Below are 15,461 nucleotides of genomic sequence, written 5' to 3'. Positions count from 1 at the left end.
CCCACGTTGCCCCGTTAGGCTCGGGGGTGTGACTACAGACACCTCTTCCGCAGCCCGCCCGCACACCCGGATCGATGCCGTCGCGGACAACTACACAGACACCCTGATCAGGCTCAACCCGACGTTTGCCACCACCCTTGGCCTGCCCGGACATGAGACGGAATACCAGGACTTCTCCCCCGCCGGCATCGCCGGTTTCGCAGAGGCGGCACGGGACGCCCTCGCGGCACTGGACGGCCTGGAGCCTGAGGACGACGTGGACGCCGTCACCCTCGATGCGATGCGGGAGCGGCTGGGCCTGCAGTTGCTGATCCATGCCTCCGGGTGGGAGTACGCGGAACTGAACAACATCGCCTCGCCCGCCCAGGACATCAGGGCCATCTTCGACCTCATGCCCACCGACACCGAGCAGGACTGGGAACACATCGCCGGGCGCGCCCACAATGTCCCGGCAGCCATCAGCGGGTACACCGAATCCCTGCGCCTGGCGAAGGACGCCGGGAAGGTGGCCGCGGCGCGCCAGGTGCGGATCGTCATGGAACAGGTGACCAAATACGCCGCCGAAGACGGCTTCTTCGCCAAGCTGGCGGCGGGGGCCTCCACCTCCGCCGGGCCATTGCCCGCGGCGCTGCAAAACAAGCTCGACGCCGGTGCCGACGCTGCCCGGAGTGCCTACGCCGGTCTGGCGGAATTCCTGCGCACCGAGCTGCTCCCCGCCGCGCCCGAGAAGGACGCCGTGGGCAGGGCCCGCTACGCCCTGGCTTCCCGGTCTTTCCTGGGCGCCGAAGTGGACCTCGAGGAAACCTATGCATGGGGGGTGCAGGAACTCGACCGCCTCATCGCCGAGCAGGAACAGGTGGCAGCCACCATCAAGGCAGGCGCCACGATCGCCGAAGCCAAGGAAATCCTCAACAACGATCCCGCGCGCCAGCTGAAGGGCACCGAGGCGCTGCGGGAATGGATGCAGGGCCTCTCCGACAAGGCAGTAGCCGAACTCGCCGGCGTGCACTTCGACATCCCGGACGTCATGAAGAAGCTCGAGTGCAGGATCGCCCCCACCGATGAAGGAGGCATCTACTACACGGGCCCCTCCGCCGACTTCAGCCGCCCCGGCCGCATGTGGTGGTCCGTGCCCGCCGGCGAAGACACCTTCACCACCTGGGCCGAAACCACCACCGTCTACCACGAAGGCGTCCCCGGCCACCACCTCCAGGTGGCCACCGCCACCTACCGCCGGGAACTGCTGAACAAGTGGCGCCGCAACGTCTGCTGGACCTCAGGGCACGGCGAAGGCTGGGCACTCTACGCCGAGAAGCTCATGCAGGAACTGGGCTACCTGAAAGACCCCGGCGACCACATGGGCATGCTGGACATGCAGCGCATGCGGGCAGCCCGCGTGGTCTTCGACATCGGCGTGCACCTCGAATTGGAAATGCCCGAACGCTGGGGCTCCGGTACCTGGACTGCTGACAAGGGGTACGGCTTCCTCAAGGAAAACCTCCCCATCAGCGAAGGGCAGCTCAACTTCGAGTTCACCCGCTACCTCGGCTGGCCCGGCCAGGCCCCCTCCTACAAGGTAGGCCAGCGCCTCTGGGAGCAGATCCGCGCCGAACTGGAATCACGGCCCGGGTTCGACCTCAAGGCGTTCCACACCAAGGCCCTCAACATCGGCTCTGTTGGACTCGATACCCTGCGGCGGGCGTTGCTCACCTAGACCCACTTTCCGGCCAGGGTCCTGCCCCTCGTTTGGTGGACACTGCCCACAGCAATCAATAAGCTTGCTTACTAAATTGTTGTGGGGAGCATATGCCGAATGATCAGGGAGACCACATTGACCGACTACCAAGGGACACCGGCGGGGACGGGAGTGCGGGGCGAACTCCACCAGGACACTGCGGTAGGGGCAAAGGACCTCACCCGCTGGGACAGCCGAGCAGGCCGGAGCCTCGCGGGATTGGTCCACCACATCAGCCAGGTGCTGGGCCCTTATGGTGCCCTGATCCTGACCCTGCTGGCGGGGGCCGTGATTTCCGCCGTCATGGCCGCCGCCTTCGGCGAGGTGTACCAGGCAGTGACCGCCGCCGACGGGGTGGCGGGACTTGACCATCCGGTGTTGGCGGCCAGCGAGAGCCTTCGCACCCCCACCCTCGATGTCGCGGTGACCGCGTTTACTGACGTGGGCGGGACCGTTGGCATGCCAATCCTGGCCGTGGTCATGATGCTTACCCTGGCACTGCGGCGCCGCTCCTGGACCCCCGTCATCCTGATCGCCGCAGCAGGCCTGGGCTCGCTGCTGATGACGATCGCCGGCAAGCGCCTCGTGGGACGGGCGCGCCCGGACCTCAGCGATGCCGTGCCACCCTACGAACACTCCCCGTCCTTCCCCAGTGGACACTCACTGAACGCTGTCGTGATCGCGGGCATCGTCGCCTACCTCATCATCCTCCGCCTCGATTCGAACCGGGCCCGCATCCTCACAGCGTCGGTTGCCGCCCTCTTTGCCATTGCCATCGGGCTCAGCCGGGTCTTCCTTGGCCACCACTGGCTTACAGACGTCCTGGCCGCCTGGGCGCTCGGTGCGGCATGGCTGGCCATCGTCATCACGGCACACCGCCTTTATCTGACGGTAAGGAAACACCACGGGGCGCGAGACATTAAGCACACCAAGGCCGGGAATAAGTAACAATGACCGCTGTGGCCCCTCATTTTCCGCAGATTCCGGACCGTGGCGGTAATTTCTGGCACGTAATATTTCTCAATATTCTTTCGACGTGATATGTAGCGGGGGTCTAGCTTGTTCTGGTGAGCACTCAGACAAGCACCCCATCTCCCGCAGGGAAGACCGGATTCCAGCTGCCCAAATGGGCGGGCTCGTTCGGCTTCCAGATCATCGCCGCCCTTATCGTGGGCCTCGGCCTCGGACTGCTGGCCAAGTACACCGGCAGCACCAAGGCCAACCCGAACGCGCTCGGCGCCACACTGCAGACCATCGGCTCAAGCTATGTGTCCCTGCTGCAGACCGCCGTCGTTCCGCTGATCTTCACCGCCGTGGTCAGCTCCATCTCCAACCTGCGCCAAGTGTCGAACGCGGCCAGGCTGGCATGGAACACGCTGCTGTGGTTCGCCATCACGTCCCTGATCGCCGTGCTGATCGGCATGGGGCTTGGCGTGCTGCTGCAGCCGGGTGCCAACACCGGCATCAGCGGCGATGCCAAGTACACCGGAAAGTCCGGTGACTGGTGGGCCTTCCTGGTGGGACTCTTCCCCAAGAACTTCCTCGGCCTCGGTGCCAGCTCCACCGTCGGCGATTCCGGCGCCGTCACCACTTCCATCAGCTTCAACGTCCTGCAGATCCTGGTCATCGCCATCGCGGTGGGCGTTGCAGCCCTCAAGGTGGGCAAGGCCGCAGAGCCGTTCCTGAACCTCAACGCGTCAGCCCTCGCCGTGATCCAGAAGGTGCTGTGGTGGATCATCCGCATTGCACCGCTGGGCACCATCGGCCTCATCGGCAATGCCGTGGCCGTCTACGGCTGGGACACCATCGGCTCGCTGGGCAAGTTCACGGTTGCCATCTACGCCGGCCTGGTCCTGGTGCTGTTCGTGGTCTACCCCATCCTGGTGCGCAGCCACGGCTTGTCCATCAAGCAGTACTTCTCGGGTGTGTGGCCCGCCGTCCAGCTGGCCTTCGTGTCCCGCTCCTCCGTGGGAACGCTGCCGCTGACCCAGCGAGTCACTGAGCGCAGCCTGGGCGTCCCCCGCGCCTACGCTTCCTTCGCCGTGCCGCTGGGCGCCACCACCAAGATGGACGGCTGCGCAGCGATCTACCCCGCAGTGTCCGCGATCTTCGTGGCCCAGTTCTTCGGCATCCACCTGGACTTCAGCCAGTACCTGCTGATCGCCCTGGTCTCGGTCCTGGGTTCCGCGGCCACCGCCGGAACCACCGGCGCCGTGGTGATGCTCACCCTGACGCTCTCCACTCTGGGACTGCCGCTGGCCGGCGTCGGACTCCTGCTCGCCATCGACCCGATCCTGGACATGGGCCGCACCGCCGTGAACGTGGCGGGCCAGGCACTGGTCCCCACCATCGTGGCCAAGCGCCAGGGCATCCTGGACGAGTCGCTGTACAACGCACCCCGCAACGGCACGCCCTTTGTGGATGACAGCGATGCCGCGACTGAAGCCACCGACGGCACCACCGCCGACACCGCACCCCGCGAACTGCAGGATGCAAAGGCATAACGGTCACTGGAAATAGAAGCGCGTCCCCGGGAGCTCTCCCGGGGACGCGCTTCCAGGTTTAGGACTCCTCAGCCTGCCGGCGTCAGCGGCCGCCACCGCCGATCACACCGTTCTGCACGGCCTTGGTGACAGCATCGGCCTCGGCCTGCGTCAGCTTTCCGTCGGTGACAGCCTTGTCCAAGCGGGTCTTGAGCGCCGCAGCATGCTCGGACTGCTCCTCGCTGCGGATCTCCTGGAGAGCCGCCGTCACCTTCGCCTCGTCAATGCCCAGCGATGCGGCAAGGGACTTGGCGAGTGCAGCCTCGCGGGCAGCGGGGTCCGGCTTCTGGCCCTCGGTGGGCGGAGTGCTGGGCTTATTGGCATCGCGGAAGGACTTCAGCGCGTCAGCCACCTTTGATTCGTCCACTCCAAGCTTCGCTGCCAGCGTGGAGGCCTGTTCCATCCCGTGTCCGCCGCGGCCGCCGTGCCTGCCCATTCCGTCCTGGGCAGTGCCGGTGCTTCCGTCAGCCGAAGCGCTGGAACTCAAGCTGGGCGTGGGAGTGGGCGTCGTGGTGGTGGCTGAGGCCATGCCGGCAACGCCGATTCCGGCACCGAGCGCCAGCGCGGCGGCTGACAGGCCCAGGGTCATCTTCTTCGTGCGTTTCATCTTTTGTCTCCTGATTCGCCGTCGGGTGACGGCTGCTGGTGGAACGCCTCTTGGCGAGACACACCAAGCGTCCCGTGCCAGGTTCAGGAGGGGCTGTTCGGAACCTTTCGTTCTCCTGTGAATCCATATGGGTCCGCGTTTCCGGTCGTTCGAAGAAGTTGCATGCAGTGCAAATTTGCACGTAGTGTAAGAGGCGTGACAAGCACCCTCCCTTCTCCCGACGCTGAGCCGGCCACCCCGTCGCGCCGGGAACTGAACAAGGCGGCCACGCGCCAGGCCATAACGGACGCTGCACTGGGACTCCTTCGTTCCCAGGGCCCGGGAAACTTCACCGTGGAGGACATCGCCGACGCCGCGGGCATTTCGCGCCGAACCTTCTTCAACTACTTCGGCAGCACGGACGCCGCATTGGCGTCCATCGTCCATGGCTTCCTGGACAACGCCATCCAGCAGCTGCGTCTCCGCCCGGCGGACGAGCCGATGCTGGAGTCAGCCCAGGCCGCGCTGATGGCCCTGGCGGACCCCAAGGCCATCGCCCCGCTCGCCGAACTGTTCACGCTGACCCAGCAGAGCCCGCTGATGTCCCACACGGAACTCGAGGCGTGGGACCACTGCCGGGCCCAGGTCTTCACCGTTGCCCGCGAACGCCTCGCCGGCACCCCCGGCGCCCAGGACGAGCTGTATGTCCACGCCCTGTCCGGCTCCATCATCTCCTGCGGCAAGGCTGCCATGGAGGTCTGGTTCAGCCGGCGCGGGCCGGACCTCTCGCCCGCCTCCCTGGCCGAACTCCGCCAACTGCTCATCGATGCCATGGCCCTGCTGGGCGCCGGCTTCACCACCACCGCTTTCCCATCCGCCACCCGTTCCTCCTGATCAGATCGGTCCTCCCGCATGGCACTCCTCCTCTACCGCCTCGGCAAGTTCTCCTACCGCCGGCGCTGGCTTGTCATCTCCCTCTGGCTTGCCGTGCTGGTGGCCGTCGGCGGTTCCGCCGCGGCCTTCCACGGCACGCTGTCCAACAACTTCCAGATCCCGGGCACCGAGACACAGCGGATCGCGGACAAGCTCAAGCAGGATTTGCCTGCCGCCTCCGGCGGAAGCGCCACGATCGTCTTCGAAGCCCCCGACGGCGGGTTCACGGACGGGAGCCGCGCGGCCGTCACGGATGCACTGAAGAAGCTGCAAGACCTGCCCGAGGTCCGCGGCACGGTAGATCCGTTCGCCACCCAGGCCCAGGTGGACCAGGCCGGCAAGGCCATCACCGATGGCGAACAGCAACTGGCGGCAGGCCAATCGCAGCTGGATGCCTCCCGCGCCCAGCTGGAGGCGGGAAAGGCACAGCTGGCGGCAGCAGAGCAGCAGCTCACTGCCGCCGGAGCCCCGGCAGCGCTGATCGAGGCCCAGCTGGGCCAGCAGAAGGCCGCCCTGGCGCAGGGCCAGGCAAAGCTCGACGCCGGCACCCAGGAACTGGAGGCCAACAAGGCCAAGCTGGAACTCGGCAAACGCCAGGCCCAGGCCGCCTCGGCCATCCGCTTCGTCTCCGAAGACAACAAAGCCGCCGTGGCGCAGGTCCAGTTCAACACCTCCATCAACGGTCTGGCCCCGGCCGTCCGCAAGCAGGTACAGGAGATCGCCCACGAGACGTCCTCCGCGGGCGTCAAGGCCTTTGCCAGCAAGGAAATCACCGAGGACATCTCGGCCCTCTTCGGCACGGCGGAAATCGTCGGCATCGCCGTGGCGGCGCTGGTCCTCATCCTCATGCTGGGCACGCTGGTGGCGGCCGGACTGCCGCTGCTGATGGCTATCATGGGCGTCGGCGTGGGCGTGGGCATCACCTTCGCCCTGTCCGGCCTGTTCGACATGAGCTCCATCTCCCCCATGCTGGCCCTCATGCTGGGCCTCGCCGTCGGCATCGACTACTCCCTGTTCATCGTCAACCGGCATCGGACCCAGCTCCTGGCCGGCATGGACCCTGAAGAGTCCGTGGCCCGGGCCAACGGAACCTCCGGCAACGCCGTCGTCTTCGCCGGCCTTACCGTGATCATCGCCCTTGCCGCCCTGGTGGTCCCCGGGCTGCCGTTCCTCACCGTCATGGGCCTCGCGGCGGCGGGAACCGTGGCCGTGGCCGTCCTCGTCGCCATCACCCTGACCCCCGCCATGCTGTCCCTCATCGGCCGGCGCATCATCTCCAAACGCGCCTGGGCCAAGTCCGAGGCACACAACGCCGAACCGGACCACGAGGCGGCAGACCTTGCCTTCGACCGCGAACGCAGCACCCGCGGCTGGGGCGGCCTGGTCACCAAGCACCCGTGGATTGCACTGATCGCCGGCATCCTCCTGCTGGGCACCCTTGCCCTTCCCGCCACCCAGCTCCAGCTGGCATTGCCGGACGGCGGCTCCGAGCCGGTGGAGTCCGAGGCCTACCAGGCCTACGACCTGACCGCCCGCAGCTTCGGTGAAGGCGTCACCGGACCGATCGTGGCCGTGGGCGAGTTCCCCGCGAACCTGGATGCGGCCCAGGCGCAGAAGCTGCAGTACGACATCGCGGACAAGCTCCGTGCCGTGGACAACGTGGTGGCCGCCGTACCGGTGGCCCTCAGCGAAGACCGCCGCACCGCCGTGTTCCAGGTCATCCCCAAGGAGGGCCCCGCCAGCGCCAGCACCGTCAAGGTCGTCTCCGAACTGCGCGGCCTCAACGGGGAAATCAAGGCCGACTACGACGTCACCATGGGCCTGACCGGGCAGACCGCCGGCAACGTGGATGTCTCCACCAAGCTTGGCGACGCCCTGCCGCCCTACCTGGCCATCGTCGTCGGACTTTCCCTGGTCCTGCTGCTGCTGGTGTTCCGCTCCATCGTGGTCCCGCTGCTGGCCACGGGCGGCTTCCTGCTGTCCCTGTCCGCAGCCTTTGGGGCCGTGGTTGCCGTATACCAGTGGGGCTGGCTGGGGAACGTCTTCGATGTGGCCAACCCCGGCGCCGTGCTGAGCTTCCTGCCCATCATCCTGATCGGCGTGCTGTTCGGCCTGGCTATGGACTACCAGGTGTTCATCGCCTCCGGCATGCGCGAGGCCTACATGCATGGTTCATCAGCAAAGGAAGCGGTGCGGGTGGGCTTCCGGCACGCGGCAGCTGTGGTTACGGCCGCGGCGATCATCATGGTGAGCGTGTTCTCCGGCTTCATCTTCAGCCACCTCACCATGGTCCGGCCGCTGGGCTTTGCCATGGCCTTCGGCGTCCTATTCGACGCCTTCGTGGTCCGCATGACCATCGTGCCGGCCGTGATGTACCTGCTGGGCGCCAGGTCCTGGTGGCTGCCCCGCTGGCTCGACCGGATCCTGCCGGACGTGGACGTGGAGGGCGCCAAGCTCAACCGCGGACAGGCCGCACCGGTTTCCGGCGAGCTGGTCCACTAGGCTGAAGCCGTGCTCCATCTGATCCTCGCTTCCCAGTCCCCCGCCCGCACCAAGCTCCTGGCCGAGGCCGGCATCCGGCACGCCGTGCTGGTGTCCGACGTCGACGAGGCCGCCGTCCAGGAACGGTACGGCGTCACGGACCCGCACGACACCGCCCTGCTGCTGGCCCGGGCCAAGGCGGAGGCCGTCGCGTCCCTTCCAGAGGCGGAGGGGGCGCTCGTGCTGGGCTGCGACTCCGTCTTCGAGTTCGACGGCGAGGCGCACGGCAAGCCCTACACCGCCGACGTCGCCCGCGAGCGGATGCTGCGGATGAGCGGCAGGGCCGGCGTGCTGCACACGGGCCACTGGCTGGTGGACTGCAGGGACACGGACGACGACGGCAGCGGCGGCCGCGGCTCGGGCGCCACGCTCGGGGCGGTCGCCTCCGCCGAGGTTTCCTTCCTGGACATGGAGCCGGCAGAGATCGACGCCTACATCGCCACCGGTGAACCGCTGCACTGCGCGGGTTCCTTCACTATCGACGGTCTGGGCGGGGCCTTTATCCGGAAGGTCGACGGCGACCCGCATGCCGTCGTCGGCCTTTCTGTCTCCACCCTGCGCGGACTGCTCGCTGCCGCCAATGTGCGCATCACGGATCTCTGGCCCCACCGGTAAAGCAGTCCGTTTTCCGCACAGCTTGTAGCTTCCCTACAAAGGAAGACTGCTTTTCACGCGGATTCCGCAAGTAATATCGGCGGAACCCTCAAAACCGCGCTAGGCTCCCTGAAGGAAAGAAGGAGACGCCTTGTCAGCAAATTTGGAGCAGTCCGCAGGAACCACGCAGCCGAGCCTCACAAAGGTGCTGATCGCCAACCGCGGCGAAATCGCCGTGCGCATCATCCGGGCGGCCCGGGACGAAGGCATCGCCTCCGTTGCCGTCTACGCCGACCCGGACCGCGACGCCCTGCACGTCCGGCTAGCTGACGAGGCCTACGCCCTGGGCGGCACCACCGCCGCCGAGTCCTACCTGGTCATGGACAAGATCATCGACGCCGCGCGCCAGTCCGGCGCCGATGCCATCCACCCCGGCTACGGCTTCCTTGCCGAAAACGCCCAGTTCGCAGCCCGCGTGATCGAGGCCGGCATCACCTGGATCGGCCCCTCCCCCGAGGCCATCTCCGCCCTGGGCGACAAGGTCCAGGCCCGGCACATCGCCGAAAAAGTCGGTGCTCCGCTGGTGCCCGGCACGGCCGACCCCGTGGAGTCCGCTGCCGAAGTCCTCGATTTCGTGGACCAGTACGGGCTCCCCGTGGCCATCAAGGCTGCCTTCGGCGGCGGCGGGCGCGGCATCAAGGTTGCCCGTACCCGGGAAGAAATCCCCGAACTGTACGAATCCGCCGTCCGCGAGGCCACCGCCGCATTCGGACGCGGTGAATGCTTCATCGAACGCTTCCTGGACGCTCCGCGCCACGTTGAGACCCAGTGCCTGGCCGACTCCCACGGCAACGTCGTGGTGGTGTCCACCCGCGACTGTTCACTGCAGCGGCGCAACCAGAAACTCGTGGAGGAGGCCCCGGCCCCGTTCCTCACCGAGGACCAGAACCGCCGCCTGTACGAATCCTCCAAGGCCATCCTGAAAGAGGCCGGCTACCTGGGCGCGGGCACCTGCGAATTCCTGGTGGGCCAGGACGGCACCATTTCCTTCCTTGAGGTCAACACCCGCCTTCAGGTGGAGCACTGCGTCTCCGAGGAAGTCACCGGCATCGATTTGGTCCGCGAACAGTTCCGGCTGGCCCGCGGCGAGGAACTGGGCTACGGCGACCCCGAAGTCCGCGGCCACTCCATCGAATTCCGCATCACCGGCGAGGACCCGGGCCGGAACTTCCTGCCCGCCCCCGGCACCCTCCGCGTCCTCAGGAACCCCACCGGCCCCGGTGTGCGCGTGGACTCCGGCGTGGAGCAGGGCGACGTCATCAGCGGCAACTTCGACTCCATGCTGTCCAAGCTCATCATCACCGGCGCCAGCCGACCCCAGGCCCTGCAGCGTGCGCGCCGCGCCCTGGAGGAGATGGTGGTGGAGGGCATTCCCACCGTCATCCCGTTCGACCTCGCTGTCGTCTCGGACCCCGCGTTCGCGCCTGCCGAAGGCCCGTTCAAGGTCCACACCCGCTGGATCGAAACCGAGTTCACCAACAACCTGCCGGCATGGACCCCGGACGCGGCTGCCGATACTGACGGCTCCGCCGAGGACCGGCAGCGCGTGGTGGTGGAGGTGGGCGGCAAGCGCCTTGAGGTGGTCCTTCCCGCGTCCCTGGGCACTCCGGGATCCGCAGCGGCCGCCACCGGTAAGCCGGGCAAGTCCAAGAAGCGCTCCCGCTCCGCAGGCCCGGCGGCCGCCACCGGCAACGCCCTGACCTCCCCCATGCAGGGAACCATCGTCAAGGTGGCCGTGGCCCACGGCGACACGGTATCCGAAGGCGACCTGGTGGTGGTCCTCGAGGCCATGAAGATGGAACAGCCCCTCACCGCGCACCGCTCCGGCATCATCACGGGCCTGACCGCCACTGCGGGCGAGACGGTGTCCGCGGGCGCCATCATCGCCACCATCGAGGACTAGAGGCGGCCCGGCAGCCATGCTCGCACCAAGCTTCCAGGAAGAAGTGGACCGCTACCACCAGGCGGTTCCAGAGATCACGCGGGGAAACCCGGCCCCCATCAAGGAACTGTACTCCCGGCTGGACGACGTCACCCTGGCCAATCCGTTCGGCGGGATCGCTCGCGGCTGGGCCCAGGTGGAGGCCCGGCTGGACCAGGCCGCGCGGCAGTTCCGCGACGGCGAGATGCTGGGCTTCGACACCGTAACCTCCTACACGGCCCGCGACACCGCCTACCTGGTGGAGACCGAGCACTTCCGCGCCCGGCTTGACGGAGCGGCCACCACGGAGGAGTTCGCGCTGCGCGTGAGCAGCATCTTCCGGCGCGAGGAAGGCTATTGGAAGCTGGTGCACCGCCACGCGGACCCGGCTGCCCGGCCCCAGTCCCGCCGTTCGCTCACGCAGCCGCCGGCCTGAGCCAGGACACAGCCTGACCCTGCAGACAGCTTCACCGGCCCGGTGGCACACAGCCTCACCGGGCCGGCGGCAGGCCCGGCTCCAGGGCCAGGCGCTGGCCGGAGGCCCGTCCAGGATGCAGACTTAGCACATGCTGCCTTTCCTGCTCCTGGCCACCCGTGCGGAGGATGCCGCCGCGGAGGACGAATATGCCGCCTACCTGAGGTACGGCGGGCTTGAAGAACGGGAGCTGATCCCCGTCCGGCTCGAGGCCGCTCCCCTGCCCTCGCTGGACCTTTCGAGGTACTCCGGCGTGATCGTCGGCGGCAGCCCGTTCACCTCCAGCGACCCGCCCGAACACAAGAGCCCCGTCCAGCACCGGGTGGAGCAAGAGCTGGCAGCACTCCTGGACCAATTGGTGGACCTCGATTTCCCGTTCCTGGGTGCCTGCTATGGAGTGGGCACGCTCGGGAGCCATCAAGGCGCTGTGATCGACCGGACCTACGGCGAGCCGCTGGGCGCCGTGGAGGTGGAACTGACGGAGGAGGGACTGCAGGACCCCATCCTGCAGGGCATGCCGCAAACCTTCACAGCGCTGACCGGGCACAAGGAAGCCGTCAGCTCGCTGCCCCCGCATGCTGTGCTGCTGGCACGGGCCGCCTCCTGCCCGGTCCACATGTTCCGCATCAAGGCCAATCTCTACGCCACGCAGTTCCACCCCGAACTTGACGCCGATGGGCTGGTCACCCGCATCGACATTTACCGGCACGCCGGCTACTTCCCGCCCGAATCAGCGGAGGAGCTGATGGCGGCAGCGCGGCAGTTCACCGTCACGGAGCCCATGGCCGTGTTGAAGAACTTCGTGGCCCGCTACGCCCGCTGAACCCGCCCGCCTGAACCAGCCGCCCGGCGTCGTGCGTTCCTGCCCGGTTACCTGGCACAGAAAGCAAAATGCCCGGCCTGTTTCCTGCCATTGCAGGAAACAGGCCGGGCAATTCAGCCGCTAACCGGGCTGGAATGCACGCTGGGCGTCAGGCCACGTTGTTCTCGTAGTCCACGTCCCGGGTTTCGCGGGTAAGGAACAGCGCGATCAGGGTGAGCACTGCCATTGAGGTCAGGTACACACCGACCAGGACCGGGCTGCCCTTGGCGGACTCCCACAGTGCCACGGCGATGAACGGCGCCACTGCGGCACCCAGGATGCTGGAGAAGTTGTAGCTGATGGCCGAGCCGGTGTACCGAACGTTGGTGGGGAACAATTCAGGCAGCAGTGCCCCCATTGGTCCGAAGGTCAGGCCCATGAGCGAGAACCCAAGGATCAGCAGGCCCATTGTGCCCACAAAGCCGCCACTGAACAGCGGGACGAACAGCAGGCCGAACACGAAGATGCCGGCGGTGACGGCGATGAGCATCTTGCGGCGGCCGTACTTTTCGGCCAGGGGTCCGGAGACCAGGGTGAAGATGCCGAAGAAGACGACGCCGGCGATCAGCATCCAGAGGAAGTCGTTCCGGCTGTAGCCGAGGCCGGGAACGAACGCGGCGGCAGCGGCTTCAGACATCGGCTTGCCGGCCTTTTCGGCTGCAGCCTTGGCACCCTCCAGGGTTGGCTTGGTGCCGTAAGTGAGCGTGAACGTGGTCATCAGGTAGAAGAGCACGTACGTGGCCAGCATGATGAAGGTGCCCAGGATCAGCTGGCGCCAGCTGCCCTTGAAGACGCGGCCCAGCGGCAGCTTGGCCACCTCATTGGATTCCACCACCTTGGTGAAGGCCGGGGTTTCGATCAGCTTGAGCCGGACATAGAGGCCCAGGATCACCATGACGGCGCTGAGCAGGAACGGCACGCGCCAGCCCCATGCGGCGAAGGCCTCCGGGGTCAGGGTGTAGCTTGCCACCAGGAAGATGACGTTGGCGATGATGAAGCCAATCGGGGCGCCGAGCTGCGGGAAGGTGCCGTAGATGGCGCGCTTGTTGGCGGGGGCGTTCTCGGTGGCCAGCAGCGCGGCCCCGCTCCATTCGCCGCCGAGCGCCAGGCCCTGGGCAAAGCGCATGACCACCAGCAGGGCCGGTGCCAGGAACTCCCAGCCCGGAACCAGTGCGGTGGGGAGGCATCCGATGAGGAACGTGGCAATACCCATGGTCAGCAGCGAAGCCACCAACGTGCCCTTGCGGCCGAACTTGTCACCGAAGTGCCCGAAGATGATCGAGCCGAGGGGGCGGGCGATGAAGGCCACGCCAAACACGGCAAAGGAGCTCAGCAGCTGCGTGGTTTCGTTCGCGCTGGGGAAGAAGAGCTTCGGGAAGACGAGGACGGCGGCGGTGGCGTAGACATAGAAGTCGTAAAACTCCACTGTGGTGCCGATCAGGCTGGCCACGATGACGCGGCCGCGGGAGTTCACCGGCTGCTGTGCACCTGGCAGCGCGGTGGTATCGGTGGATGACATAGGTAAACGCTTTCGTGAGACCGGCCGGGCACAGGCAGGACTGCCTCCCGGCTCAAGTTGTTAGAGTTCAATCTTACTTGCCCCCGTCCATTCAATGGACGAAACGTCCATTATGCGGACACGTATTGTGCGTCTCACATTCCGCTCGTCCGCTGTCGCCTCACGCTGGCCGCCCGGGCTGGATAGGCAAAAGTCACAGCGCGTTTACAAACATCGACTGTCCGCGAAACGAGCCGTCCTTAGGTTTGAGGAAACCCCATCCCTGAAGGAGGTAAACCGTGACTGTTGACCGCACTGTCGAAACCGGCGTACAGCCCGGCCCTGCCCGCACCACAGACACCCCTGCCCTTGAATTCCGCCCCGGCCGCTGGATCGCCAACTGGGATGCGGAGAACAAAGAACAGTGGGAGTCCGTGGGCCGCGGCATCGCCCGCCGCAACCTGAACTGGTCCATCTTCGCCGAGTTCCTCGGCTTCGTGGTGTGGCAGCTCTGGTCCATCGTGGTGGTCCAGCTTCCCGCCGCCGGCTTCACCTTCTCCACGTCGGAAATTTTCTGGCTCATCTCCATGCCCAGCCTGGTGGGCGCGACGCTCCGCATCCCCTACACGTTCATGGTCCCCCGCTTCGGCGGCCGGAACTGGACCATCGTGTCGGCCCTGCTGCTCCTGATCCCCTCCATCGGGCTGGCCCTCTGCGTCTCCAACCCGGAAACCCCCTTCGGCACCATGCTCCTGGTGGCGGCCCTGGCCGGCTTCGGCGGCGGCAACTTCGCCAGCTCAATGGCCAACATCACCTTCTTCTACCCAGCCCGGGAAAAGGGCTGGGCGCTGGGCCTGAACGCCGCGGGCGGAAACCTCGGTGCCGCCGTCGCACAGCTTGCCGTTCCCATTGTGATCACCCTGCTGGCCGCCGGCACGGTCAACCTTCCCCTGGCCGGATGGATGTGGGTCCCCTTCATCCTGCTGGCCGCGTTCGGCGCCTTCAAGTACATGAACAACCTCACCAGCGCCAAGGGCGACGTGGCCGGCTCCGTGGCCGCGCTCAAGGAACCGCACCTGTGGATCATGGCGTTGCTGTACATCGGGACGTTTGGCTCCTTCATCGGCTTCGCCGGCGTGTTCCCCAAGCTGATCAAGGACTACTTCCCCGGGTTCTCCAGCATCGGTGTGGGAACCGTGGCCCTCTCGCTCGCCTTCCTGGGCCCGCTGGTGGGTTCGCTGGCCCGCCCCTACGGCGGCCGCATGGCGGACCGCATGGGCGGAGCCCGGATGACCGTTTCGGCGTTCGCCGCCATGGCCGTGATTACGCTGACCATGGTCTGGACCTTGCCGCTGAAGAACTTCCTGCTCTTCCTGGTCCTGTTCCTGATGCTCTTCACCGCCAGCGGCTTCGGCAACGGCGCCACGTACCGGATGATCCCGGTCATCTTCGCCACCTCCAGCCGGGCCGCACGCAAGGGCGCAAGCGCCGTGGCCACCCAGCGCCTGGCGTCCTCTGCTCTCGGCCTGATCTCCGCGATCGGGGCCTACGGCGGCTTCGTCATCCCCCAGGTCCTGAACGCCTCCAGCACCGCCACCGGCTCCTACACCCCCGCCTTCTACGGCTTCGTCGGAGCCTACGTCCTGATGCTGGCCGTCTGCTGGGCCTGCTACATCCGCAACGCCGGCCGGAACGCGATGGGACACATCTAGC

12 protein-coding genes are annotated in these 15,461 nt (G+C 66.7%); 10 read left to right on the top strand and 2 right to left on the bottom strand.

Features of this window, described 5'->3' with window-relative positions; all coding sequences use genetic code 11:
- Positions 1-28: 28 nt before the first annotated feature.
- The 3 genes from ACFO0G_RS06975 (at position 29) to ACFO0G_RS06965 (ending at position 4,239) form a co-directional block, all read left to right on the top strand.
- Positions 29-1,714, top strand: coding sequence for a DUF885 domain-containing protein (locus ACFO0G_RS06975; protein WP_286402946.1), 1,686 nt, complete (start codon positions 29-31; stop codon positions 1,712-1,714).
- A 99-nt stretch (positions 1,715-1,813) separates the two neighbouring features.
- Positions 1,814-2,683 carry a phosphatase PAP2 family protein gene (locus ACFO0G_RS06970; RefSeq protein WP_286402945.1) on the top strand — a complete coding sequence of 290 codons (870 nt, stop codon included), beginning with the start codon at positions 1,814-1,816 and terminating at the stop codon, positions 2,681-2,683.
- A 119-nt stretch (positions 2,684-2,802) separates the two neighbouring features.
- The gene (locus ACFO0G_RS06965) at positions 2,803-4,239 is read left to right on the top strand and encodes a dicarboxylate/amino acid:cation symporter (protein ID WP_376976885.1); all 1,437 of its coding nucleotides are present in this window, start codon (positions 2,803-2,805) and stop codon (positions 4,237-4,239) included.
- 82 nt (positions 4,240-4,321) lie between these two features.
- Here the strand turns inward: ACFO0G_RS06965 and ACFO0G_RS06960 are convergent, their stop codons facing one another.
- Positions 4,322-4,885, bottom strand: a complete 564-nt coding sequence (locus ACFO0G_RS06960; RefSeq protein WP_376976884.1) for a hypothetical protein — start codon at positions 4,883-4,885, stop codon at positions 4,322-4,324.
- 195 nt (positions 4,886-5,080) lie between these two features.
- Here ACFO0G_RS06960 and ACFO0G_RS06955 point away from each other — a divergent pair, with 195 nt between their 5' ends.
- The 6 genes from ACFO0G_RS06955 (at position 5,081) to ACFO0G_RS06930 (ending at position 12,211) form a co-directional block, all read left to right on the top strand.
- Positions 5,081-5,758, top strand: coding sequence for a TetR/AcrR family transcriptional regulator (locus tag ACFO0G_RS06955; RefSeq protein WP_376976883.1), 678 nt, complete (start codon positions 5,081-5,083; stop codon positions 5,756-5,758).
- Positions 5,759-5,776: 18 nt separating this feature from the next.
- The gene (locus ACFO0G_RS06950) at positions 5,777-8,299 is read left to right on the top strand and encodes an MMPL family transporter (protein ID WP_376976882.1); all 2,523 of its coding nucleotides are present in this window, start codon (positions 5,777-5,779) and stop codon (positions 8,297-8,299) included.
- A gap of 9 nt (positions 8,300-8,308) precedes the next feature.
- The gene (locus ACFO0G_RS06945; RefSeq protein WP_286402938.1) at positions 8,309-8,953 is read left to right on the top strand and encodes a Maf family protein; all 645 of its coding nucleotides are present in this window, start codon (positions 8,309-8,311) and stop codon (positions 8,951-8,953) included.
- Positions 8,954-9,083: 130 nt separating this feature from the next.
- The gene (locus tag ACFO0G_RS06940; RefSeq protein WP_376976881.1) at positions 9,084-10,895 is read left to right on the top strand and encodes an acetyl/propionyl/methylcrotonyl-CoA carboxylase subunit alpha; all 1,812 of its coding nucleotides are present in this window, start codon (positions 9,084-9,086) and stop codon (positions 10,893-10,895) included.
- Between the two features lie 16 nt (positions 10,896-10,911).
- On the top strand, positions 10,912-11,349 hold the full coding sequence (locus ACFO0G_RS06935) for a YybH family protein (protein WP_286402936.1): 438 nt from the start codon (positions 10,912-10,914) through the stop codon (positions 11,347-11,349).
- A gap of 130 nt (positions 11,350-11,479) precedes the next feature.
- On the top strand, positions 11,480-12,211 hold the full coding sequence (locus ACFO0G_RS06930; RefSeq protein ID WP_376976880.1) for a glutamine amidotransferase: 732 nt from the start codon (positions 11,480-11,482) through the stop codon (positions 12,209-12,211).
- Between the two features lie 148 nt (positions 12,212-12,359).
- Here ACFO0G_RS06930 and ACFO0G_RS06925 read toward each other — a convergent pair whose 3' ends face one another.
- Positions 12,360-13,769, bottom strand: a complete 1,410-nt coding sequence (locus tag ACFO0G_RS06925; protein ID WP_286402933.1) for an MFS transporter — start codon at positions 13,767-13,769, stop codon at positions 12,360-12,362.
- A gap of 278 nt (positions 13,770-14,047) precedes the next feature.
- Here ACFO0G_RS06925 and ACFO0G_RS06920 point away from each other — a divergent pair, with 278 nt between their 5' ends.
- Positions 14,048-15,460 (top strand): MFS transporter, encoded by a 1,413-nt coding sequence (locus tag ACFO0G_RS06920; RefSeq protein WP_376976879.1) that lies wholly within the window; start codon positions 14,048-14,050, stop codon positions 15,458-15,460.
- Position 15,461: the final 1 nt, after the last annotated feature.

The sequence above is a fragment of the Arthrobacter sedimenti genome (assembly GCF_042652025.1).
In the GTDB taxonomy this organism is placed as follows: Bacteria; Actinomycetota; Actinomycetes; order Actinomycetales; family Micrococcaceae; genus Arthrobacter; species Arthrobacter sedimenti.
The sequence above is the reverse complement of the archived record's forward strand: the minus strand, read 5'-3'. Positions and strand labels throughout refer to the sequence as shown.

Coding starts and splice junctions, on each gene's coding strand:
- ACFO0G_RS06970 (WP_286402945.1), top strand. CDS start 1,814: ATGATCAGGGAGACCACATTGACCGACTACCAAGGGACACCGGCGGGG.
- ACFO0G_RS06960 (WP_376976884.1), bottom strand. CDS start 4,885: ATGAAACGCACGAAGAAGATGACCCTGGGCCTGTCAGCCGCCGCGCTG.
- ACFO0G_RS06950 (WP_376976882.1), top strand. CDS start 5,777: ATGGCACTCCTCCTCTACCGCCTCGGCAAGTTCTCCTACCGCCGGCGC.
- ACFO0G_RS06935 (WP_286402936.1), top strand. CDS start 10,912: ATGCTCGCACCAAGCTTCCAGGAAGAAGTGGACCGCTACCACCAGGCG.
- ACFO0G_RS06930 (WP_376976880.1), top strand. CDS start 11,480: ATGCTGCCTTTCCTGCTCCTGGCCACCCGTGCGGAGGATGCCGCCGCG.
- ACFO0G_RS06925 (WP_286402933.1), bottom strand. CDS start 13,769: ATGTCATCCACCGATACCACCGCGCTGCCAGGTGCACAGCAGCCGGTG.